Annotated in this window: 20 protein-coding genes, 1 tRNA gene and 1 pseudogene; 14 read left to right on the top strand and 8 right to left on the bottom strand. The window is 70.0% G+C overall.

Translation table 11 applies throughout. The features are described from left to right. Positions 1–69 precede the first annotated feature (69 nt). Together ACFY10_RS30425 and ACFY10_RS30420 are read right to left on the bottom strand one after the other, a co-directional pair. The gene (locus ACFY10_RS30425) at positions 70–534 is read right to left on the bottom strand and encodes a RidA family protein (protein WP_390668396.1); all 465 of its coding nucleotides are present in this window, start codon (positions 532–534) and stop codon (positions 70–72) included. Then, the gene (locus ACFY10_RS30420) at positions 531–689 is read right to left on the bottom strand and encodes a DUF4177 domain-containing protein (protein ID WP_003967454.1); all 159 of its coding nucleotides are present in this window, start codon (positions 687–689) and stop codon (positions 531–533) included. Before ACFY10_RS30420 ends, ACFY10_RS30425 begins: the two co-directional genes overlap by 4 nt. A 95-nt stretch (positions 690–784) precedes the next feature. Here ACFY10_RS30420 and ACFY10_RS30415 point away from each other — a divergent pair, with 95 nt between their 5' ends. Then, entirely contained in the window at positions 785–1,762 is a 978-nt protein-coding gene (locus ACFY10_RS30415) for an ArsA family ATPase (RefSeq protein ID WP_390668395.1), read from the top strand. A 49-nt stretch (positions 1,763–1,811) separates the two neighbouring features. Beyond that, positions 1,812–3,164, top strand: a complete 1,353-nt coding sequence (locus ACFY10_RS30410) for an ArsA family ATPase (protein ID WP_390668394.1) — start codon at positions 1,812–1,814, stop codon at positions 3,162–3,164. A gap of 14 nt (positions 3,165–3,178) precedes the next feature. Here the strand turns inward: ACFY10_RS30410 and wblA are convergent, their stop codons facing one another. After that, positions 3,179–3,517 (bottom strand): transcriptional regulator WblA, encoded by a 339-nt coding sequence (gene wblA, locus ACFY10_RS30405; protein WP_185124443.1) that lies wholly within the window; start codon positions 3,515–3,517, stop codon positions 3,179–3,181. 408 nt (positions 3,518–3,925) lie between these two features. Between wblA and ACFY10_RS30400 the strand changes: the two genes are divergently transcribed. Further along, entirely contained in the window at positions 3,926–6,190 is a 2,265-nt protein-coding gene (locus ACFY10_RS30400; protein ID WP_390668393.1) for a transglycosylase domain-containing protein, read from the top strand. Positions 6,191–6,350: 160 nt separating this feature from the next. On the opposite strand, the gene ACFY10_RS30395 is transcribed toward ACFY10_RS30400, so the two are convergent. Further along, positions 6,351–6,818: a GatB/YqeY domain-containing protein gene (locus tag ACFY10_RS30395; RefSeq protein WP_390668392.1), complete on the bottom strand. Its 468-nt coding sequence runs from the start codon at positions 6,816–6,818 to the stop codon at positions 6,351–6,353. A gap of 119 nt (positions 6,819–6,937) precedes the next feature. On the opposite strand from ACFY10_RS30395, the gene ACFY10_RS30390 reads away from it, so the two are divergent. The 3 genes from ACFY10_RS30390 (at position 6,938) to ACFY10_RS30380 (ending at position 8,913) form a co-directional block, all read left to right on the top strand. Then, positions 6,938–7,876, top strand: coding sequence for a metallophosphoesterase (locus ACFY10_RS30390; RefSeq protein WP_390668391.1), 939 nt, complete (start codon positions 6,938–6,940; stop codon positions 7,874–7,876). Between the two features lie 135 nt (positions 7,877–8,011). Further along, entirely contained in the window at positions 8,012–8,797 is a 786-nt protein-coding gene (locus ACFY10_RS30385) for a Pr6Pr family membrane protein (RefSeq protein WP_390668390.1), read from the top strand. Positions 8,798–8,839: 42 nt separating this feature from the next. Beyond that, positions 8,840–8,913: transfer RNA gene (locus ACFY10_RS30380), tRNA-Pro, on the top strand. A gap of 118 nt (positions 8,914–9,031) precedes the next feature. Here ACFY10_RS30380 and ACFY10_RS30375 read toward each other — a convergent pair. Beyond that, positions 9,032–9,208: pseudogene (locus tag ACFY10_RS30375) on the bottom strand (LacI family transcriptional regulator); the annotation flags it as partial. 321 nt (positions 9,209–9,529) lie between these two features. Here ACFY10_RS30375 and ACFY10_RS30370 point away from each other — a divergent pair. Further along, entirely contained in the window at positions 9,530–10,051 is a 522-nt protein-coding gene (locus ACFY10_RS30370; protein WP_390668389.1) for a DUF5994 family protein, read from the top strand. A 64-nt stretch (positions 10,052–10,115) separates the two neighbouring features. Here the strand turns inward: ACFY10_RS30370 and ACFY10_RS30365 are convergent, their stop codons facing one another. After that, a complete protein-coding gene (locus tag ACFY10_RS30365; RefSeq protein WP_390668388.1) occupies positions 10,116–10,514 on the bottom strand; it encodes a DUF5994 family protein in 399 nt (132 codons plus the stop codon). Between the two features lie 42 nt (positions 10,515–10,556). Further along, positions 10,557–11,558, bottom strand: a complete 1,002-nt coding sequence (locus tag ACFY10_RS30360; protein ID WP_390668387.1) for an acyl-CoA desaturase — start codon at positions 11,556–11,558, stop codon at positions 10,557–10,559. Between the two features lie 502 nt (positions 11,559–12,060). On the opposite strand from ACFY10_RS30360, the gene ACFY10_RS30355 reads away from it, so the two are divergent. From ACFY10_RS30355 to ACFY10_RS30330, 6 genes are all read left to right on the top strand, one after another. Further along, entirely contained in the window at positions 12,061–12,408 is a 348-nt protein-coding gene (locus ACFY10_RS30355) for a hypothetical protein (protein WP_390668386.1), read from the top strand. A gap of 148 nt (positions 12,409–12,556) precedes the next feature. Continuing rightward, positions 12,557–13,174 carry a DUF5994 family protein gene (locus ACFY10_RS30350; protein ID WP_390668385.1) on the top strand — a complete coding sequence of 206 codons (618 nt, stop codon included), beginning with the start codon at positions 12,557–12,559 and terminating at the stop codon, positions 13,172–13,174. Positions 13,175–13,184: 10 nt separating this feature from the next. After that, the gene (locus tag ACFY10_RS30345; protein ID WP_390668384.1) at positions 13,185–13,460 is read left to right on the top strand and encodes a hypothetical protein; all 276 of its coding nucleotides are present in this window, start codon (positions 13,185–13,187) and stop codon (positions 13,458–13,460) included. Between the two features lie 53 nt (positions 13,461–13,513). Further along, positions 13,514–13,840 (top strand): STAS domain-containing protein, encoded by a 327-nt coding sequence (locus tag ACFY10_RS30340; protein ID WP_390668383.1) that lies wholly within the window; start codon positions 13,514–13,516, stop codon positions 13,838–13,840. Beyond that, positions 13,840–14,541: a hypothetical protein gene (locus ACFY10_RS30335; protein WP_390668382.1), complete on the top strand. Its 702-nt coding sequence runs from the start codon at positions 13,840–13,842 to the stop codon at positions 14,539–14,541. Before ACFY10_RS30340 ends, ACFY10_RS30335 begins: the two co-directional genes overlap by 1 nt. Beyond that, positions 14,529–15,392, top strand: coding sequence for a slipin family protein (locus tag ACFY10_RS30330; protein WP_390668381.1), 864 nt, complete (start codon positions 14,529–14,531; stop codon positions 15,390–15,392). Before ACFY10_RS30335 ends, ACFY10_RS30330 begins: the two co-directional genes overlap by 13 nt. Positions 15,393–15,458: 66 nt before the next feature. Here the strand turns inward: ACFY10_RS30330 and ACFY10_RS30325 are convergent, their stop codons facing one another. Next, positions 15,459–17,453: a YncE family protein gene (locus ACFY10_RS30325; RefSeq protein WP_390668380.1), complete on the bottom strand. Its 1,995-nt coding sequence runs from the start codon at positions 17,451–17,453 to the stop codon at positions 15,459–15,461. 448 nt (positions 17,454–17,901) lie between these two features. Here ACFY10_RS30325 and ACFY10_RS30320 point away from each other — a divergent pair, with 448 nt between their 5' ends. Then, positions 17,902–21,912 carry an AAA family ATPase gene (locus ACFY10_RS30320; protein ID WP_390668379.1) on the top strand — a complete coding sequence of 1,337 codons (4,011 nt, stop codon included), beginning with the start codon at positions 17,902–17,904 and terminating at the stop codon, positions 21,910–21,912. Positions 21,913–22,098 lie beyond the last annotated feature (186 nt).

Here is a 22,098-nt window from a genome sequence, read left to right as displayed (position 1 = left end):
GGCGGAGGCTATCCCGTGGTGCGCGAATGTTCGAGAGGTCCCCGAGGTCAGAGCACCGGCTACGGCCGGCTACGGGACGAGCTCGACCTGGATCTCGACCTCGACCGGTGCGTCCAGCGGCAGCACCGCCACGCCGACCGCACTGCGCGCGTGCACACCCTTGTCGCCGAGGACCGCACCGAGCAGTTCGCTGGCGCCGTTCACCACACCGGGCTGGCCGGTGAAGTCAGAGGCCGAGGCGACAAAGCCCACGACCTTCACCACGCGCGCGATGCGGTCCAGGTCACCGGTGACGGACTTCACGGCGGCCAGGGCGTTCAAGGCACAGGTGCGGGCCAGCTCCTTGGCCTCCTCCGCCGTGACCTCCGCGCCGACCTTGCCGGTGACGGGCAGCTTGCCCTCCACCATCGGGAGCTGTCCGGCCGTGTACACGTAGACACCGGACTGCACGGCCGGCTGGTACGCGGCCAGCGGCGGCACGACGTCGGGCAGGGTCAGGCCGAGCTCGGCCAGCTTCGCCTCTACGGCACTCATGCCTTCTCCCGCTTCAGGTAGGCCACCAGCTGCTCGGGGTTGTTCGGCCCGGGCACGACCTGGACGAGCTCCCAGCCGTCCTCGCCCCAGGTGTCCAGAATCTGCTTCGTTGCGTGGACGAGCAGTGGCACAGTCGCGTATTCCCACTTGGTCATGTGGCCGACTCTAGCCGCTGCCCGAACGCCGCCCGTTCTCGCGTTATCCACAGGCTGTCGCGTGGTTGGCACACAGACTGGTTAGGCTCGAAGGCGTGAGCAGGCTCCAGGTCGTCAGCGGCAAGGGCGGGACCGGAAAGACGACGGTCGCCGCCGCCCTCGCGCTGGCCCTCGCGACCGAGGGGAAGCGGACGCTTCTCGTCGAGGTCGAGGGGCGCCAGGGCATCGCGCAGCTCTTCGAGACGGAAGCGCTGCCCTACGAGGAGCGGAAGATCGCCGTCGCTCCGGGGGGCGGGGAGGTGTACGCCCTCGCCATCGACCCCGAACTGGCCCTTCTGGACTACCTCCAGATGTTCTACAAGCTGGGTGGCGCGGGCAGAGCCCTGAAGAAGCTCGGCGCGATCGACTTCGCCACCACCATCGCACCGGGCCTCAGGGACGTGCTCCTGACCGGCAAGGCATGCGAGGCGGTACGCAGGAAGGACAAGGCCGGGCGGTTCGCCTACGACTACGTCGTCATGGACGCACCGCCCACCGGCCGCATCACCCGCTTCCTGAACGTGAACGACGAGGTGGCGGGCCTCGCCAAGATCGGCCCGATACACAATCAGGCGCAGGCCGTGATGCGGGTGCTGAAGTCGCCGGAGACGGCCGTGCACATGGTGACGCTGCTGGAGGAGATGCCCGTCCAGGAGACCGCGGACGGGATCGCCGAACTGCGCGCCGCGAAGCTGCCGGTGGGGCGGATCATCGTGAACATGGTGCGGCCCGAGGTGTTGGACGCGGAGGATCTGGAACTCGTACGCAGTGTGCCGCGTTCTTCTGTTGCCAGGTCGCTGTCGGCGGCGGGGCTCGGCGGGGCGCGCCGCGGTGGGAACGCGGAGAAGCTGGTGGACCCGCTGCTCCAGCAGGCCGACGAGTACGCCGAGCGGTACGCGCTGGAGCACGAACAGCGTGCGGTCCTCGCCGAGCAGAACCTGCCGCTGCACGAACTGCCGCTGCTCGCCGAGGGCATGGACCTGGCAGGGCTGTACGAGCTGGCCACCGAGCTGCGGGAGCAGGGCCTGTCATGAGCCGGGGCACGCGGAGCACGAGTCGTAAGCAGCGGAAGCAGGGGATGTCATGAGTCCGGAGCCGGCCCACACACAGGAGACCGCCCGCCACCGCCTGACCCCCGCGCGCGTGCTCGACGTCGACCCGCTGCTCGACGACCCGAAGACGCGGATCGTGGTGTGCTGCGGCTCGGGCGGGGTGGGAAAGACCACGACCGCGGCCGCCCTCGGCCTCAGGGCCGCCGAGCGCGGGCGCAAGGTGGTCGTGCTGACCATCGACCCTGCGCGCCGGCTCGCCCAGTCCATGGGCATCGACTCGCTCGACAACACCCCGCGCCGGGTGAAGGGCGTGGACGGCGACGGCGAACTGCACGCCATGATGCTCGACATGAAGCGCACCTTCGACGAGATCGTCGAGGCGCACGCGGACGGTGAGCGGGCCGCCGCGATCCTGAACAACCCCTTCTACCAGTCTCTCTCTGCGGGCTTCGCGGGCACGCAGGAGTACATGGCGATGGAGAAGCTCGGGCAACTGCGGGCGCGGGACGAGTGGGACCTGATCGTCGTCGACACCCCGCCGTCCCGCTCGGCGCTCGACTTCCTGGACGCACCCAAGCGGCTCGGCTCGTTCCTGGACGGCCGGCTGATCCGGCTGCTCACCGCCCCGGCCAAGCTCGGCGGGCGGGCGGGCATGAAGTTCCTGAACGTCGGGATGTCGATGATGACCGGCACCCTCGGCAAGCTGCTGGGCGGTCAACTCCTCAAGGACGTCCAGACGTTCGTGGCCGCGATGGACACGACCTTCGGCGGGTTCCGCACGCGCGCGGATGCGACGTACAGGCTGCTGCAGGCGCCCGGGACGGCGTTCCTCGTGGTGGCGGCCCCGGAGCGGGACGCGCTGCGGGAGGCCGCGTACTTCGTGGAGCGGCTGGCCGCCGAGGACATGCCGCTCGCCGGTCTGGTGCTCAACCGGGTCCACGGCAGCGGCGCCGCCCGGCTGTCGGCCGAGCGTGCGCTCGCCGCCGCGGAAAATCTTGTGGAGCCCCGCATTGTGGATCAGGACGGCGGGAAAGCTGGAGTTCGTAACTCTCCCGACACGTACGGCAGTTCAGGATCCCCCGCATCCGAGTCCGCCGCGCCTCCCGCGTCCGAGACCGACTCCCCCGGTCCGGATCAGGAGGACGAGGCCGCCCAGAGCGTCGAGCGGCTCACCGCAGGCCTGTTGAGGCTGCACGCCGAACGTATGCAGCTGCTCTCCCGCGAGCAGCGCACGCGTGACCGCTTCACCTCGCTCCACCCGGAGGTGGCAGTGGCCGAAGTGGCCGCGCTGCCCGGCGATGTGCACGACCTCACGGGGCTCAGGGACATCGGGGACCGGCTCGCGGCCAATCGGCCGGAGCTGCCCGAGGCTGCCGTCGACTGAGCCGAGGGGTGCCCTCAGCTCACCGCCGCGTAGTTCTCGTACACCTCGTCGTCGTCGAGCGGCAGGATCCCCACGCCGCGTTCGTATTCCAGACGAGCCGTCTCAAGAAGCCGGCGCCAGGAGGTGACGGTGGGTCGCCTGCGCAGCAGTGCGCGGCGCTCCCGCTCCGTCATGCCTCCCCACACGCCGAACTCGACGCGATTGTCGAGCGCATCGGCCAGGCATTCGGTGCGTACCGGGCATCCGGTGCACACCGCCTTGGCCCTGTTCTGCGCTGCTCCCTGAACGAACAGTTCATCCGGATCGGTAGTGCGGCAGGCGGCCTGCGCACTCCAGTCGGTTACCCAGCCCATACCGGCGCCGTCCTCTCCCGAATCGAGGCTCCCCCACGGCGGCAGCGGCATATTCACCGCCGCCAGTTGAGGACGTTACGGAAGGTGGGCACAGCGCAACACCCCCTTCGGGCCCAATCTTGAATGGCCCGAACGGACTATGCGTAAGCGGCAGATCACCCGGGGGAGTGAGCTGGTGACATGCGTGACCTTCCCGGCAAACCGGGACAGTTCAGTTGAGTCACAACGGGCGCCAGGTGACACACAAGGCGGATTCGGACACGCCCCCATCAAAAAAGTTGGGGAACCTCCGGAACGATTCGGGGTCGCCGGACGTATTGATACGTGGTCCTACTGTTGTGACAGTTGAGAGCAGCTTAGGCCAAGGCATATACGCGTGTCCGGCGAATGAGAACGTAGGCTGCCCTCATGCCAAAGAAGCGCTCGGGCGGTGGCCTGTCCCCCACGCAGCAGGCCGCCAAGTTCCTCGGTGTCAGTGTGCTCGCGGGAGCCGTCCTGGCCGGTATCGCGCTGCCTGCCGTCGGCGCGCTGGGACTTGCGGCCAAGGGCTCGGTGGAGAGTTTCGACGAACTCCCCGCCACCCTCAAGACGCCACCCCTGAGCCAGCGCACCACGATCCTCGACGCAGAGGGCGGCCAGATCGCCACGGTCTACTCGCGTGACCGCACGGTGGTGGGCCTCAAGGACATCTCGCCGTACATGCAGAAGGCGATCGTCGCGATCGAGGACTCGCGCTACTACCAGCACGGCGCGGTCGACCTGAAGGGCATCCTGCGCGCGCTGAACAAGAACGTGCAGAGCAGCGGGGTGGCCCAGGGCGCCTCCACGCTCACCCAGCAGCTCGTGAAGAACGTCGCCATCGAGGAGGCCGGCGACGACCCGACGAAGGTCGCGCAGGCCACCCAGCAGACACTCGGCCGCAAGATAAGGGAGCTGAAGTACGCGATCCAGCTCGAGGAGGAGCTCGGCAAGAAGAAGATCCTCGAGAACTACCTGAACATCACGTTCTTCGGCGAGCAGGCCTACGGCGTCGAGGCCGCCTCCCAGCGCTACTTCTCCAAGCACGCCAAGGACCTGAACGTCCAGGAGTCGGCGCTCCTTGCGGGCATCGTGCAGTCGCCCAGCCGGTACGACCCGGTCAACGACTCGACGGAGGCCACCAAGCGCCGTAACGTCGTCCTGCAGCGCATGGCCGACATGGGCGACATCTCGCAGGCGGAGGCCGACAAGGCCAAGAAGACGCCGCTGGGCCTCAACCCCAGCCAGCCGAAGAACGGCTGCATCACCGCGGTCAAGGGCGCCGGCTTCTTCTGTGACTACGTCCGCGAGGTGTTCCTCACCAACCCGATGTTCGGCAAGACCAAGGAAGCCCGGGCCAAGATCTGGAACCAGGGCGGTCTGACGATCCGTACGACGCTCGACCCGCAGGCCCAGGCCTCGGCCCAGGCGTCCATCAAGGAGCACGTCTACAAGACCGACGACGTGGCCACGGCCGCCACCATCGTCGAGCCCGGCACCGGCAAGATCCTCGCCATGGGCCAGTCCCGCCCGTACGGCTTCGGCAAGCACGAGACGCAGATCGACCTGTCCGTGAACCAGTCCATGGGCGGCGGCGCGGGCTACCAGCCCGGTTCGACGTTCAAGCCGATCGTGGCCGCGGCCGCCATAGAGGGCGGCACGCCGGCGAACCAGACGTACCCGTCGCCGTACGAGATGGCGTACCCGAGCCCGGTCTCGATCTGTGACGGCAAGCAGTGGAAGGACGACCCGAACAACCCCACCAAACTCACGAACGAGAACGTGGAGGAGCACGGGCCGTACAGCATGAAGGAAGCGACCGCGAAGTCGGTCAACACCTACTACGTGCAGCTGATCAGCGACATCGGTATCTGCCCGGTCACCCAGATGGCCAAGAAGATGGGCGTGGAGCGCGCGGACGGCGGCAAGATGCAGCAGGCCCCCTCCATCGCGCTCGGCACCCAGGAGATGTCCCCGCTGACAATGGCGAACGCGTACGCCACCTTCGCCTCGCGCGGCATTTACTGCACGCCGGTCGCCATCGAGTCCATCACCCAGACCGTCGGCAGCCAGAAGAAGTCCCTCGCGGTGCCGAAGTCGACCTGCACGCGCGCGATGTCGCAGAAGACCGCTGACACCGTGACGACCCTGCTGAAGGGCGTGGTCGAGGACGGTACGGGTACGGAGGCGGGCCTCACCGACCGCCCGAGCGCCGGCAAGACCGGTACCACGGACAACCGCTACGCCGCCTGGTTCGTCGGCTTCACCCCGAACATGGCGGGCGCGGTCTGGGTCGGCGACCCGGCCCACAAGCGCCAGATGAAGAACATCAGCATCGGCGGCGTCTGGAACGAGAAGGTCTACGGCGGCAAGGTCCCCGGCCCGATCTGGCGCGACATGATGACCGGCGCCCTGGACGGCAAGCCCGTGGAGGAGTTCAACCTCGTCAACATCCCCGACAGCAACAAGGGCAAGGGGAACGGCGACGGCAAGAACGGTGACAACGGCGGCACCACCGACGGCGGCCTCATCGGCGGCCTGACCGACGGCGGCACGAACGGCGGCACCACCTTCCCGACGCCCACCTTCTCCATCCCGGACAACCTGTTCCAGGGCACGAGCAACGGGAACGGGAACGGGGGGCGGCGCGGCTGAGGCCATGGCTTGTGAAGCCGTGGCCTGGGATCGCCGTGGCCTGCGAGAACCGTGACTTGAGAACGGCGTGACCCAGAACACCGACGGCCCCTGATCTTCGTACGCAGACTTCTCTCGTACGAAGATCAGGGGCCGTTCTCCTCGGTGCGCCCCGTGCCGCTCAGCCCGCGAGCAGCTTCTTGACCGCCGCGGCGACCCGGCCGCCCTCGGCCAGGCCCGCGACCTTCGGGTTCACGATCTTCATGACGGCGCCCATGGCACGCGGGCCCTCGGCGCCGGCGGCCTTGGCCTCCCCGACGGCCTGGGCGACGATGTCGTTCAGCTCCTCGTCGCTGAGCTGCTTGGGCAGGTACTCGGCGAGCACCTCGCCCTCCGCCTTCTCCCGCTCGGCACTCTCGGCCCGGCCACCCTGCGCGAAGGCGTCCGCCGCCTCCCGGCGCTTCTTCGCCTCCTTGGTGATCACCTTCAGCACCTCGTCGTCGGAGAGCTCGCGCTTCTCCTTGCCCGCGACCTCCTCCTTGGTGATCGCGGCGAGCGTCAGCCGGAGCGTCGAGGAGCGGAGCTCGTTGCGCTCCTTGATCGCGGCGTTGAGGTCTTCCTGCAGCTTCGACTTGAGCGTGGTGGTCATGGATTTGATTGTCGCAGGTGTGCCAGGTCCGATGCCCGTTCATTTAAAGGGCGGTGGGGCTCGGGCGTTCAAGGGGCGGTTGGGCTCGAGGGGTCTTCCGGGTCTGACACGATGGATGTATGCGCGCTCGATACGGAGTACCTCTGGGGATCGCGGCGGCCGGTGCCGCCGGTGTGGTGTACGCGGCGGGATTCGAGGTCCGCTCCTTCCGCCTGCGACGGGTGACGGTCCCCGTCCTGCCCGCCGGAATGCGCCCCCTGCGTGTCCTCCAGGTCTCCGACATCCACATGGTCGGCGGCCAGCGCAAGAAGCAGCGCTGGCTGCGCTCGCTGGCCGGCCTGCGCCCCGACTTCGTGATCAACACGGGCGACAACCTGTCCGACCCGGAGGGCGTGCCGGAGGTCCTGGACGCGCTGGGCCCGCTGATGGAGTTCCCGGGTGCCTACGTCTTCGGCTCCAACGACTACTACGGCCCCACGCTGCGCAACCCCGCCCGCTACCTGCTGGAGAAGGCACAGGGCCGCCACGGCCTGAACGGCAACCCTCCGGTCGTCGGCGCGCGCCACAACCCGTGGGAGGACCTGCGGGACGGTTTCGACGCGGCGGGCTGGCTGAACCTCACGAACACGCGCGGCACCCTGAAGATCGAGGGCGTCACCCTGGAGCTGACAGGGCTGGACGACCCGCACATCAAGCGCGACCGCTACACCCAGGTGTCCGGCGGCCCGTCCGCCACCGCGGACTTCTCGATGGGCGTCGTACACGCCCCCTACCTGCGGGTACTGGACTCCTTCGCAGCGGACGACTACCCCCTGATCCTGGCCGGCCACACCCACGGCGGCCAGCTCTGCATCCCCTTCTACGGCGCCCTGGTCACCAACTGCGACCTGGACCCCGGGCGGGTGAAGGGCCTGTCCAGGCATACGGCGGAAGGCCGTACGTCGTACCTGCACGTGTCGGCAGGCTGCGGCACCAGCCGTTACACGCCGGTACGGTTCGCCTGCCCGCCGGAGGCGACGCTGCTGACGTTGGTGGGCCGGGAGCGGCAGCCGGGGTGACTGGGGCGGGGGCGAGATCGTAGACGGGGCATGGACGGCGTGACGCACGGGGTGATGAGCCGGATCCTGGGCAGGACGTAACCCGGTCGCCTCACCCACATCGCCCGATATGCCCCCTTTGCCTAGCCTGGCGGCATGACCGCCCCCATACCCAGGGACATACCGGACATCCCCGCACTGCCCGGTGTGCCCTCACTGCTGTCCTCCCCCGTCCCCGCCTCCGCGGTGGTGGCCCCCGTACACCGCCCACTGGCCGCCGTGTACCGCCTGCTGGTCGCCTTGGTGGCAGTGGCAGGTGTGACGATCGACCTGGTCCTCGGCAGCCCGGTCCACGTCCTGAGCTACTTCACGATCCAGAGCAACATCCTGCTGGCCCTGGTCTTCACGCTCGCAGCCCGCCGCGCCTGGACGGCCCGCCGCCCGCTCCCCTCCGCCCTGACGGGTGCGACGCTGCTGTACATCACCATCGCAGGCCTGGTGTACCACCTGCTCCTGACCAACACCTCGAGCCCGTTCTCCATGACGGGCGGCACAACACCGCCGACCGGCTGGCAGTGGATCAGCAACCAGATCCTGCATACGGCCGTCCCCATCGCCGCACTGCTCGACTGGCTGCTGCTGACCGCCCCCGGCCGCCTCCACCTCCGCCAGGCGCCGACATGGCTGCTCTACCCCCTGGCATACCTGGTGTTCTCTCTCGGCCGGGGCGAGCTGATCCTCCCCGGCACCCCTGGCCGCTATCTCTACCCGTTCCTGGACGCCGGCCTGCACAGCTACAAGAGCGTCCTCGGCAACGCCCTCCTCCTCGGCCTCGCCTTCTACGGCCTCGCCGTCCTCATGATCGCCCTCGACCACGTCCGCCCGAACCCCGTCCGCCACCGCGGGAAAACCGGATTTCGTCTCCAGCCACCAGTGGGCTAAAGTAAACGACGTCGCCGCGATGAGCAGGACATGCGACGACATCGGGGTGTAGCGCAGCTTGGCAGCGCGCTTCGTTCGGGACGAAGAGGTCGTGGGTTCAAATCCCGCCACCCCGACAGCCGAAACACCAGGTCAGGGCCGGTTTCCCTTCGCGGGGAACCGGCCCTGACTCGTTCCATAGAGTCTCCGGGAAGTGAATGGGGAGTGGATCAAGGAAATCGACTCCCCGAACGTCATCCGTTCATCCATGAGTTTGGGCGGGATCCCGAGCTTCTCCCATGACTGCTTATGGGAGTGCCTGATCCCGTGCGGAGTGAGACCCCGTGCGATCGGCAGCCAGCACGCGTCGGCACGGCCCGAGGCATTCCGGCCCCGCGCCGGCACTCCTGGCCAAGGGTGCGCCATCACGGGGTTCTCCGCCGCTGCTTCGACGCCACCGAGGAGCGCAGCTTCCCCTCGGACACCTAGGGAGGCACCCGTCTCCAGCCCACCGTGGACACCACCCGCGCGGCGGAGCCGGTCAGGTCCTGGCTGGAGGCCGGCCGCTCCTCGGGCGAGAACGGACGCCGGAAGTGAGGCGACCTCCTGGAGTGGTCCGTCCGGCCTCTTCGGGGAGTAGCGTGAAGTCATCGGGAGTACTTCGCGCACCGGCCCCGATACCGGTGTCGTTCCTGGTGAGCAATGACACCGGACAACTGCCTGTGCGCAGAGGTCCGGGGACGGGTTCGGGCGATGTCCGCGACCACCGACCATCTCTCGCCGCGCGCCGTGCCCTTCAGGGTCCCGACCGCCCGCGTCGCCCTCAAACCCCTGAATACTTCCTCGGAATGTGTCGAGCTGGACGGCGCCTGGTGGCCCCGCTCGCGTGACCTGAGCCACGAACTCCCCGCGCTGGCCGACGTGCTGGACCCGCTGTGGGGGCGGGTCACCCGTATCGCCGTCAACCCCCGCTACTGGCCGGTCATCCCGCCCAGGATCTTCGTCAACGGCCATGTGGTGAAGGTGGGTTGGTTCACGGCAGAGCTGGACCCGCACAAGATCCTGCTGCTCTCCTACACGGCGGGCCGCTGGGACCTCCTGGTGGTTCCCCCGGAGACCAGTGCCCCCTCGGCCGCCCGGCTGATGGCCGCCGCGAGCGCGAGCACCGGCCCGCAGTCGACCGCGTCCGATCTCATGACGGCAGAACAGGCCGACACTTCCTCGTCGTACGAAGCCGCCGCCGGACAGCTCGGCCGACTGGCGGCGGGGATGTGACGGTGACGTCACCGCCCCGGCCGTCAGTGCCGGTGAATCGCCGGGCAGTGCATGACAGCCCCGATCAGCCGTGACCGCCCGCGGCGGCCGCCATGAGCGGTACCGCAGCTTGCTCGGTCGTATCCGGGGGCACGACCAGCAGGTCCCAGCGCCCCCGGCCGGGGGCGAGCAGGACGACGGTGTGCGGGGCGGACGCCGTCAGGGTCCTGCGCAGTCGTACGACCTGGTTGGAGACGAGCATCCGGCCGGGCACCGCGGACCACATCGCACCGTTGACGGTGACGCTGGTGATGTGGCCCCATGCGCGCGGCAACCCGGCGAGCAGTCGCGGAAGTTCGGCGAGCAGATCGTACGAACGCGGCCACCACGCGCCGTCGATGGCCCGGGGCAGAGCCCCGTGGGGTGCCAGGCGCAGGCGCAGCACGGGCTGGGAGGGGAGCGAGGGCTGCAGCGCGGTGGTCATGATGGCTCCTGCCAACTGCCTTGCACGAATGGATGGTTGACGTCAGGCGCGACGGGCCGCGACCCGCTCCGGCGTCGGCCAGCGCACGTCGTGCACCCAGCCGAGGCGTTCGAAAAGGCGGATGACGGCGGCCGACGGGTCGATCTGACCGCGGTCGACTCCGTGCCGGGCACTGGTGGGATCGGCGTGGTGCAGGTTGTGCCAGCTCTCCCCGAAGGAGAGCAGGGCCAGCGGCCACAGGTTGGTGGCCCGGTCGTGACGCCGGGTACGGAACGGGCGCTCACCGATCATGTGGCAGAGGGAGTTGACGCTCCAGGTGACGTGGTGGAGCAGGGCGATGCGGACCAGACCCGCCCACAGCAGGGCGGTCACGCCGTACACCCAGCTGCCGCCGATCGCCCAGCCCAGCCCGAACGGCAGCGCGAGCGTGAGAAGACACAGCAGGGGGAAGGCGCGGGAGACGGCACGGATGTCGCGGTCGGCCAGCAGGTCCGGGGCGTAACGCTCCGGCGGCGTGCGGTCGTTGCGGAACAGCCAGCCGACGTGGGCGTGCAGCAGTCCGCGCAACTGGCCGCGCAAATGCGTGCCGTAGCGGTACGGCGAGTGCGGGTCACCCGGCCGGTCGGTGAAGGCGTGATGACGGCGGTGCGTGGCGACCCAGTCGATGACATTGCCCTGGAAACTCAGCGAACCGGCCACCGCGAGCGCGATCCGCACGGGACGGACCGCACGGTAACTGCCATGGGTGAGCCCCCGGTGGAAACCGACCGTGACACCGAGGCCCGTGACCGCGTAGAGGACGGCGGCGAGAACGATGTCGGCGGGGTGGATGAGCCGGCCCCACAGCAGCCAGCCGGCCAGGCCCAGCGCCACGAACGGCAGGACGACGATCACCGCCGTCACGGCCACGTACAACCGCTCCCCGCCCTCGCGCGCGGGCAACGAGCCGTCCGACGGGAAGGGGGAAGTGCCGTCGTAGTCCTGCTGCGGCGAGGCGGTGTCCGACGGAATCGCCGTCGTGGACGTGGTGGAATCGAGCGACATGCGGGGCTCCTCGGCCTCGGTGCGGATGGCGCGGCCGGGGTCAGGGGCTGCCTCTGTGACGGGAGACGCGAGAACAGGGCCGGTTGCGACGCCGGCAGACGAAAGGTCCTCGCTTGCTTCACGGTACTCCCGCATGCTCGGAAACGGACGGGCCGGACAGCGTGGCCATCGCGTTGACACGGAGCGCCGCCGGACGTTGACTGGCAGCGCGGCGCAGGGCCATGCCACTGAAAGAACGCCCGGCGAGCATTCCGCCCACCCGCCTCGCCCAGCCCCCGCGGGAACCCACCCACCGGACAACAGCGAGGCCGGCCATGACCGTTCCACGGAACATCAGGAACCAGGCGCAGACGCTGAAGGGCAGGATCACGGAGGAGCTCGGCCGGGTCACCCACAACCGGCGACTGCAGCGCCGGGGCAGGAACGACCGTGTCTCCGGAAGCCTGAAACAAGCCGTCGAGAAGGCCAGGGGCGCCTTCAGGCCAAACGGAAGCGGCCCCCGATGATGTACGACCAGACACGCGCCCGGCAGTCCGCTGGCCAGGCCCCGGGCCCGGCCGGGCGCAGTAGCGCGGGCCCGGAGCCGCTGCTCTCGTCGGACGAACAGGACAAGGTCCTCCAGCGGCTCCGGCACGCCCTCAACACCTTCGCCGACACCCCGCGCGAGGCGCTGGAAGAGGCCGAGAGCGCCTACGACGAAGCCACCGCCCAGCTCGTGAACGCCCTCGGGGAGCGGCGACGCGTCCTGCGCGCAAGCCGGCAGGACCAGGACCCCGAGACGCAGTCCGACGAATTCCGGCACGCGCTGAGGCAGTACCGGGAGATCACCCAGCGACTGCTCCGCATCTAGGCGGCCACTGTTCCCCGCCGGGACGGAGCGCGGAGTAGTGTGGGCAGTACCGAGAGCATTTCGCACACCGGCTTCCACGCCGGGTCGTTCTCGGCGAGAGATGAAACCCGGGCCGCTGCAGAAAGCGGCCCGGAGACGGGTCCGCATCATGTCGGCGACCTTGCTTCCACCCCTGCCGCACCCCGAGCCCGTCGCAGCCCCGGCCGCGCGTCTCACCCTGAAGACCGACGGCACCTCCCGTGGACTCCTGGACGGTGCCTGGTGGCCCCGCTCCCGGGATCTGCTGAGCGAACTGCCCGCGCTGACCGATGTGTTGGACCCCCTGTGGGGCCGCATCACCCGCATTGCCGTCAACCCGAAGTACTGGCCGGTCATCCCCCGCAAGGTTCCCGTGAACGGCCACATCGTCAAGGTCGGCTGGTTCACCCCGGAAATCGACCCCCACAAGCTGCTGCTGCTCTCGTACGGCACCGGCCGCTGGGACCTGCTGATCATCCCGCCGGAGACCGGGCCGGAGTCGGCGGCCCGGCTGATGGCTGCCGCATCCGACTACGACGGCCCGCCTCTGACCGCGAGCGCGCTCATCGCCGCGGACGAGACCCGGCACGGCGCCGCCGCGACCGACGACAAGCCACTGGACCCGGACGAGGCATGGGAGTACGAAGGCGGCGCCTCCGCGGTGTCCGCGGCCGTCCCGCAACAGCCCGATCCGCCCAGGCCGGTCAGTGAGACCAGCCGGACCAGTCGCCTGATCGTCGGCATGTGAGGCGGCCGCCATGAACGCCTTCCTGACGGCCGCCACCCTCGTCGTCCTCATCGCAGCGGCGGCATACGTGATCCACCGGCTGAACCTCGAGCACGCCGACAGAATCGCCGTGCACCGGTACAGCTCCCCCTTGCCCGGCCGGCGCGGACGCGGGACGCCGCAGCCCCCGGTGGGACCGGACCGGTCCGAGTCGCCGACCGCCGTCGAACGCCGGGACCACCGCGACGGGGGCCGTGGCCGTTTCCCGCCGCGGCGCCGCAGCGGCCGTAGCACTCACCAGCGGTGACCAGCCGGTTTCCGTCACCGAGCCATCGACCGTGCGAGGAGCGGCCGGGCCCCATGAACCGAGGCGTCATGACTCTTCCGCAGCTGAACATCTACCGGCACGACCGGGGCACGCGAGCCCTGGTCACCCTGGCCGGTGAGATCGACCCGGTCACCGCGCCCCAGGTGCGGACCGCCCTGGAGCGGTGTCTGTACGACGGCATCACCACCATCGACGTCGACCTGACCACCGTCGGCTGCTGCGACAGCAGCGGCCTGCGCGTCTTCCTCGACGCATCACGGCACGCCGCCGAGGCCCAGGCGTCCCTGCGGCTGCACCACCCGTCCGGACAGACCGCACGGCTTCTCGCGGACACCGGCTCCGATCGCGTGCTTCTGTGATGAACCGGGCAGGAACAGCGCTGTCGAGGAAGGGAGTTGACGAGGCGGCCCCCCTGAACGCGATCCGCCTGCGCCGGCTGAACCGCGGGCAGGCCGAGTGCCTGCGGGGGAACATCGCCGACCTGTACGTGAGGTCCGCCGTCGGGGCGGGCGGCGAGGAGTACCGCGACCGGGAAGGTTTCCTCCGTCGTCTGGCGGATGACATCCGGCGTCCGGGCTTCGCCCTGCTGGTCGCGGAGACGACGACCATGGTCGGCTGCACCTTCGGCTTCCCGGTCGGCCGCGACGGCTCCTGGTGGCGGGGCTTCGCCGGCACACTGCCGTGGAGCATCGGGCAACTCACCACCGCCGGGCGGGTCTTCGCCCTCACCCAGGTCGTGGCCCACCCGCACGAGCAGAACCGCGACATCGCCGACCGACTGCAGGAACGGCTGCTGACCGACCTCCACGCCTCACTCGGGGTGACCCTGGTCCATCCGTACGACCGGGCCGCCCGCACCGCGTTCCAGTCCTGGGGGTGGCTGGAGATCGGCGAGACGGTGCGACTGCCCGGACCGGTCGCGCTGCGGGTGCTGGTCCTGCCCGTGGCACGGTCGCCGCGGCCGGATTCCCCGGCGATCCGCCCACCGGACCGAACGAGTGCCGGGAACTCCCCGCACCCCGTGACCCTCGTACCGAGGAGCCTCCCATGCAAGCCCTGATCGTTCTCGTCGTCGTGATCGGCCTTCTGGCCCTCCTCGGTCTCGCCCTCTCCCTGAAGGTCGTCAAGCAGTACGAGAAGGGCGTGCTGTTCCGCTTCGGGCGGCTCGTCGGCACCCGTGACGCGGGGCTGCGGTTCATCATCCCGGTCGTCGACGTCCTGCACCGGGTGTCGCTGCGGGTCGTTACCATGCCCATCCAGTCCCAGGGCATCATCACCCGGGACAACGTGAGCGTCGACGTGTCCGCGGTCGCCTACTTCCGCGTGGTCGACGCGGTGAAGTCGGTCGTCGCCGTCGAGAACGTCCACGCGGCGATCAACCAGATCGCCCAGACCACCCTGCGGAAGGTCGTCGGACAGCACACCCTGGACGAGACACTGTCGGAGACCGACCGCATCAACCTCGACATCCGCGAGATCCTCGACGTCACCACCGTCGAATGGGGCGTGCAGGTCACGCTGGTCGAGCTCAAGGACATCCAGCTGCCCGACACCATGAAGCGCGCCATGGCCCGCCAGGCCGAGGCCGAGCGGGAGAAGCGAGCGAAGATCATCAACGCGGAGGGCGAGTCCCTGGCCGCCGCCGCGCTCGGCGACGCCTCGGACACGATGATGGCCCACCCCCTCGCCCTCCAACTGCGCAATCTGCAGAGCCTGGTGGAGATCGGCGTCGACAAGAACACCACCGTCGTCTTCCCCGCCCCCCTCATGAGCACCATCGGCGAACTCGGCTCCTTCCTCGCCCGGGAGACCGCGGCCGCCACCCCCGCCGCGGAGCTGCCGCCGTCCGTCCCCGACCGCACCGACAAGACACTCAGGCCGGCCGCCGACGCCCCCGGCACGGCAGCATGATCCGTGCCGCACCCCGGCATCCACAGCGGCGGCGCGGGCCCGCCCGGCAGCAGACCCGCGCCCTGATCAGCTGGTGAAGATGAAGTACTTCCACGTCCCGTACGTCGTCGAGTTCACGTTGTCGCCCGACGTCGTGTCGATGTAGGACGAGCGGATGCGGAAGCGGACGCCTGTCGGTGGGGTGCCGGTGAGTTCGAGGGTGTCCGTGCCGCCCGAGCCGAGTACGAGGTACTCGCTGTGCGTGCTGCGCCAGGCGCCGTCGTAGTAGCCCTGGACCTCCGCCTTGTACTTGCGGTTCGGGTAGGGCGTCATCGTCGTGTCGTAGACGGGGTCCTTGGACTTGTGGAAGTAGCGGTACGTCTGGTTCCACGCCGTCTTGGTCGTGTAGTAGCCGCTGAGGGCGGTCGAGACCTTGACCTGTGCGCCTGCCGTGCTGGTGGCCGTGACGGGGGCGTAGCGGGTGTCGCCCGTGAACTTGGCGGTGAGCTTGGTGTCGCGGGTCAGGTAGACGGTGGCGGAGAGGTTTCCGGAGGAGTCGACCGTGCCGGACTTGACCAGCTTGTTGGGCTTGTCGCCGCCGTACGGGTCGGCGTAGATCGCGACGGTCCGGTTCTTGTACGTCGTCCCCAGGTGCGCCGTGAACTTCACCTGGCTGTTGTAGGCGTACACCTTGCCGTTGTTGTTCAGGGTCAGGGTGGTCGTCGTCTTCGCGACGTTCACCGTTGACGTGGCGGTGGCGCTCGCGTGGTAGTCGTCGCCCGCGTAGGTGACCGTGTACGTGACCTGGCCGCCGGCCGGCGGGGTGTCGGCGAAGGAGTACGAGCCGTCGGCGCCGACCGTGGCCGTGCCGAGCAGTTTGCCGGACGGGGTCTCGGCGTCGGTGCGGCGGACGGAGACCGTCGTGCCGGACGGGAAGGCCGCGTCCGAGGTCAGCTTGCCCGTGACGGACAGGGACTTGGCGCGGGGCGCGGTGGCCGGGGCCGTCGCCGTGAGGGTGGTGTCCGCCTTGGTCGGGTTGTCGAGGACGCGGAGCGAGTAGACGTCCGAGTCGTTGTACGACACCGCGAACAGCTTGCTCGCGTCCGGCGCCCAGGCCAGGCCCGAGGCCGCGAGGGTGTCGGCGCCGCTGCTGTTGCCGGTGTTCGGGAAGTCGTACTGGCGGACCGGGGCGGAGATGCCCGGCTCGAAGATGTGGACGTCGGGGTCGTACCAGGAGAAGGTGCCGGCGGCGACCGCGCCGTTCGGGGCGATGTCCACCGCGTTCGGGTAGGCGTTGGTGGTGTAGCTGCCGTCCCCGGAGAGGTCCGAGACCTTGAACACCTGCTGCTTGTACGGGGAGCCGCTGGCCGTGACGACGTCCTTGCCGTCGGGGGTGACGGCGAGGTCGCTCAGGTCGCTGCTGCTGCCCGGGTCCCAGGCGTACGCGGTGCGGGTCGCCGAGCCCGAGGACACGTCGAAGACGGCGAGTTCGTTCGGGCTCTGCCCGGAGGTGCCCGCGACGACAGTGCCCGGGGCGCCCGGCGAGGAGGCCAGGATCGGGGCGTCGTTCCAGGTCTTGTTGGTGTCCTGGCCGAGAGACACGACCGGGTCGCTGCCGCTCAGGTCGAGCGAGCCGATGTTGCCGGTGCCTGATCCGCGGTAGCCGAACCAGAGCTTGCCGCCGGCGAGGGCCGGGTATTCGGGCTGGGTGCCGGCGCCCGTCGGGTAGCGGTGGGCCTCGGTGGCGGTCGCGGTGTCGATGGCGACGATCGCGTCGGCGTCCTCGACGGCCGCGTACAGGGTGCCGGAGTCGGCGGAGAGCTCCAGGCCGCGGACGCCGGCGAGCGATTCGATCGTGCCGACGACGGTGCCGTTGTAGTCGGTCGCGACGACCTTGCCGTTCTTCGGGTCGCTGATGAAGACCCGCTGGTGGACGCCGTCGACGACGACGTCGCCGGTCGAGGCGACCGGCAGGACGGTGCTGGAGTCGGCCAGCGCGGGCGCGGCCGACGTGACCGCGAGCGCGGCCGAGCAGAAGAGGACCGCGAGTGCTGTCGCGGCCGGGAGAGTGCGTGTGCGCACGGTGGTTTCGAACCCCCCGGAACGAAAAAGAGCCCCTGTGGAACTGGGGAAGTGAGCGGAGCGTAGATCACGCGAGTGACGGCAGCTACAAAGGAGGGTCAACAGTGATCAAAAAGCACTCCGCGCCGTTCGGCTCCGGTCCCTCCCCTCGTGGGGACCGGTGCCGAACGGCGCGGATCTCGCGGGCTCGGGCGATCTGTCCGGCTCCGCCGTCCCGTAGCCCCTGCGGAAGCTGGCCGAGATGTTTCGGCGCCGTGGGCTGTCTTCCCGAGCGCTGAGCCGATGGCCTGCCCAGACGGTGGGTGACGGGTTCGCCCTTGCGTCGTGATCCTGCCAGCTGTGGCTTCCCGTGAGGAGATTCCGGTGCCGGTCCGGAGGCTTACGCCGCAGGTCAGCCGTATAAAGTGAGTTTTCCGGTCCGGATGTCCAAGCGCGGGGGGAGTAAGGGGTGGAGGCCTTGGGTCCCGACTCTGGGGCACGTACTGCCTTCGCGGAGCGGCTCGCTCTGCTGTACAAGGAGGCCGGCAACCCTCCTCTCGCGCGCGTGGCCGAGGCGGTCGTACACCTTCAGCGGGTGGATGAGCGGGGGCGGCCCGTACGGGTCTCCGCTCAGCGGATCAGCGACTGGCGGCGGGCCAAGAACGTGCCGGCCCAGTTCGCCGCCCTCGCCGCGGTGCTGCACGTCCTGATCCCCCAGGCCCGGCGTGCCCGGCCCGCGCCGGTCTCCGCCGGTCTGTACGACATGGGTCAGTGGCAGCGCCTGTGGGAGCGTGCCCTGGCGGACCCGGCCGGCGAGCGGCCCGCGGCGTCCGCGGAGGCGGACGAGCGGCCTCCGGCCGAGGCTCCGGCCGTCGCCGTCTGTCCGTACCGGGGGCTGGCGTCCTACCGGCAGGAGGACGCCCGGTGGTTCTTCGGCCGGGAGCGGAGCACCAACGCTCTCGTCGACCAGCTGCGGGCGGCGGAGAAGACGGGCGGGCTGGTCATGCTCGTCGGCGCCTCGGGGGCCGGGAAGTCCTCGCTGCTGAACGCCGGTGTGGTGACCGCCCTGCGGGACGGCGCGCTCGGCGGCGAGGACGGCGGGGCGTCAACGGCGTCAACGGCAGGGGTCGTACAGCTCGTGCCGGGCAGTGCTCCGCTCTCGGAGCTGACCGGGCTGATCCCCGAGCTCAAGACCGTGGTCCCGGCGGCGGAGGAGGCCGGTACTCCGGAGTTCACGGCCGCGGTCCACGGCGCCGTCACGGCGTGGATGGAGCGCGAGGGGTGCGAAGGCGATCGTCCGGTCGTCATCGTGGACCAGTTCGAGGAGGCCTTCACCCTCTGCCCCGACGAGGCGAGCCGGCGCACGTTCGTGCAGGTCCTGCACGCCGCGTGCTCGCCCGCCGGGCCGGACGACCCGGCGCCCGTGCTCGTGGTCCTCGGCATCCGCGCCGACTTCTACGAGCAGTGCCTGCGCTATCCCGAACTGGCCGACGCGCTGCAGCACCGGCACATGGTGCTCGGGCCGCTGAGCACGGCGGAGCTGCGCGAGGCGGTGACCGGGCCGGCGAAGGCCGTCGGGCTGGAGCTCGAACCGGGCCTCGCGGAGCTGATCGTCCGGGAAGTGAGCACCGACGGGCCCCGGGGGGCGCACGACGCGGGCGTGCTGCCGCTGCTCTCGCATGCGCTGCTCGCCACCTGGCAGCGGCGGAAGGCGGGGCGGCTGACGCTGGCCGGTTACCGGGCCGCGGGCGGCATCCAGGGCGCGGTGGCCGCCACCGCCGAGCGGGCCTGGTCGAGCCTCGATCCGCCCGCGCGTACGGCCGCGCGGCTGCTGCTGCTGCGGCTGGTCCGGCTCGGCGAGGACACCCAGGCCACCCGTCGGCGGGGGACCCGGCGTCAGCTGTCGGCGGAGTCGACGGATCCCGGCAAGACGGAGGAGTCGCTCGAGGCGCTGGTCCGCGCCCGGCTGGTGACGCTCGACGCGGAGACCGTGGAGATCACCCACGAGGCGCTGCTGACCGCCTGGCCGCGCCTGCGCGACTGGATCGACGAGGGCAGGAACGACCATCTGCTGCGCCAGCAGCTGGAGGAGGACGGCAGGGCCTGGGAGGGCTCGGATCGCGACTCCTCGCTGCTGTACCGGGGTTCGCGGCTGGCGCAGGCCCGCAACTGGGCGAAGTCCGCCGGCGACACCTTCCTGACCCGCAGCGCGGTGGAGTTCCTGGCCGCTTCGGTACGGCTGCGCAAGCGCACCGTCATCATGCGGCGCGGCGCGGTGTCGGCGCTGGTCGTCCTGGCCGTCCTGGCCGTCGGCGCGGCGGTCGTCGCCTGGCAGCAGCGCAATGACGCGGTGTTCGAGCAGGTGGTCGCCGAGGCGGACCGCGTGCAGTACACCGACCCTTCGCTCTCCGCCCAGCTGGACCTGGTCGCCCATGGCCTGCGGCCGGACGACGCGGGGGCCAACAACCGGCTGGTCTCGATCGTCAACGCGCCGCTGGCCACACCGCTGCTCGGCCACACCGGCGCCGTCTACCTCACCTCGTTCAGCCCGAACGGGAAGCTCCTGGCCACCGCCAGCTACGACCGCACGGTCCGGCTGTGGGACGTCAGCGACCGCTCGCACCCGAAGCCGCTGGGCAAGCCGCTCACCGGCCACACCAGCTGGGTGAGCACCGCGATCTTCAGCCCGGACGGGCACACCCTCGCCAGCGCCGGGGACGACGGCACCGTCCGGCTGTGGGACGTGCGGGATCCCACGCACCCCAGGCCGCTCGGCACGCCCCTGACCGGCCACACCGGCACGATCTACCTGCTCGCCTTCAGCCCGGACGGACGGACGCTCGCCTCCGCCGGCGAGGACCACACCGTACGCCTGTGGGACATGACCGACCCGGCCCGTCCGAAGGCGCTCGGCCCCCTGACCGGCCACTCCGCCGCCGTGCGGTCCGTGGCCTTCAGCCCTGACGGCCATCTGCTGGCAGCAGGCGGCGACGACGACACGATCATGCTGTGGGACACGTCCGATCCGCGCCGTCCGAAGCCGGTCGACCAGGTGCTGAAGGGCCACACGGACACCGTGCACTCGGTGGCCTTCAGCCCCGACGGCCACACGCTCGCCAGCGGCAGCGCAGACGACACCGTCCGGCTCTGGGACGTCACCGACCCGCGCCACGCCGCCCAGCTGGGTTCGCCGCTCGCCGGCCACACCGGTCCCGTGTGGTCCGTGGCCTTCAGCCCCAAGGGCGGCATGCTCGCGGCCGGCAGCGCGGACAGCACGGCGAGTCTGTGGAACGTCAGCGATCCGGCCTCCCCGTCGCAGGTCGGCGAGCCGCTCGCGGGCAGCAGCGGCGAGATGTACGCCGTGGGCTTCAGCCCCGACGGCCGCACCCTCGCCACCGGCAGCGGCGACAGCAAGGTGCGCCTGTGGTCGGTGCCGATGTCGGACATGACCGGTGCCTTCGGATCATTCCGCCCGGACGGGAAGGTACTCGCCATGGCCTCCCGCGACGGGCGGATCCGGCTGTGGGACGTGCGAGTTCCCGGCCGGCCCGTGGCGATGGGCAAACCGTTCATGCCCGCGGACGGCGCCCAGCGCCAGCTGGCGTTCTCCCCCGACGGCCACACGCTCGCCGTGATGAACGGACGCCGGAAGCTGTACCTGTGGAACGTCACCGACCCGGCCCGGCCGGTCCTTTACCGGACGCCCCTCTCCCTGCAGACCCGCTTCTCGGGCACCCACACAGTGGCTTTCAGCCCGGACGGACGCACGCTGGCGACCCCCTACGACGACCGCACCATCCAGCTGTGGAACGTCGCCGACCCGTCCCATGCCGTCAAGTCCGGCGCTCCACTCACCGGCCACAAGGGCTTCATCAACTGCCTCGTCTTCAGCCCGGACGGCCATACCCTCGCCAGCGGCAGCGCGGACGCCACCATCCGGTTCTGGAATGTCACCGACCCCCGCCGTGTCACCCCCCTCGGCGCACCGCTCACGGGCCACGGCGGCCCCGTCAACGCCCTCGTCTACACTCCGGACGGCCACACGCTGGCCAGCGGCAGCGACGACGACACGGTGCGGCTGTGGAACGTCACCGACCCCCTCCACGCGACCGAGGCAGGTGCTCCCCTCACCGGGCACACCGAAGCGGTCATGTCGCTCACCCTCAGCCAGGACGGCCGCACCCTGGCCAGCGGCGGCAACGACAACACCGTCCGCCTCTGGAACGTGGCCGCCCCCTCCGAGGCCACCCCGATCGGGCAGTCGATGAGCCCCAACGCCAAGACCGGCAACTTCCTTTCCTTCAGCCCCAAGAGCCACCTGCTCGGGGTGTCGAGCGGCGCCGACACCGTACGGCTGTGGAACCTGGACGCCGACGTCGCGATCCAGCACATCTGCTCGACCACGCGGGGCGTCCTGACACCGGATAAATGGCACGAATACCTGCCGCGACTCTCGTACAAGCCTCCGTGCGGCCAATAGTCCGAGTGGTCGACGTCCTGCCGACAGCCATGCGCCGGAACTGGTGTCAGCCCTGGTGACGGCCCTGGTGGCAGTCCTGCTCCAACAGGGCCGACTCAGTGATCCCGGCCACATACCCGCGACGCGGCAGAGCAGTCGACTCCCGTCGAGCCTGCGGCCTTGTTACGCTTGGCCACAGCCCGATCG

This window comes from Streptomyces sp. NPDC001401, assembly GCF_042895385.1.
Classification (GTDB): Bacteria; Actinomycetota; Actinomycetes; order Streptomycetales; family Streptomycetaceae; genus Streptomyces.
The sequence above is the reverse complement of the archived record's forward strand: the minus strand, read 5'-3'. Positions and strand labels throughout refer to the sequence as shown.